At 76.3% G+C, this 482-nt stretch carries 1 pseudogene; it reads left to right on the forward strand.

The annotated features are described in order from the left end of the window. Window positions 1-482 (forward strand): annotated as a pseudogene (locus tag G3I65_RS24965) (AfsR/SARP family transcriptional regulator); the annotation flags it as partial.

Below are 482 nucleotides of genomic sequence, written 5' to 3' on the forward strand. Positions count from 1 at the left end.
TGCGCTGGAGCGCGGCCGCGGCACCGGAACTCGCCCTCCGGCTCGTCGCGGCGCTGACCTGGTACTGGTGGCTGCGCGGCCTGCGCAGCGAGGCGACCCCGTTCGCGGACGCCGTGCTCGCCGCAGTCGGCCCCGAGCCGCCGCCGGGGCTGGCCGAGGAGTACGTCCTCTGCCTGATCCACGCGTCGGACACCGCCACCGGGATCGAACCGATCGTGCGGCGGCTCGACGGGCCGCTGCGGCACCCGTACCTCTTCCTGCTGTGGGCGTTTTCCCCGCGTCCCAAGGCGAAGGAGGGCGAACGGCTCGCCGCGCTGATCGGCCCGGACCCCTGGTCCCGGGCGTTCGCGCGGATCGGCGACGGCCTCGGCGCGCAGTACGGCGGCCGGATCGCCGACGCCGAGGCGCACTTCGCCGCGGCACTGGCCGGGTTCCGCGAGCTGGGCGACCGCTGGGGCGCGGCGAGCGCGCTGGAGAAGCTC

The organism is Amycolatopsis sp. SID8362 (genome assembly GCF_010550475.1).
In the GTDB taxonomy this organism is placed as follows: Bacteria; Actinomycetota; Actinomycetes; order Mycobacteriales; family Pseudonocardiaceae; genus Amycolatopsis; species Amycolatopsis eburnea.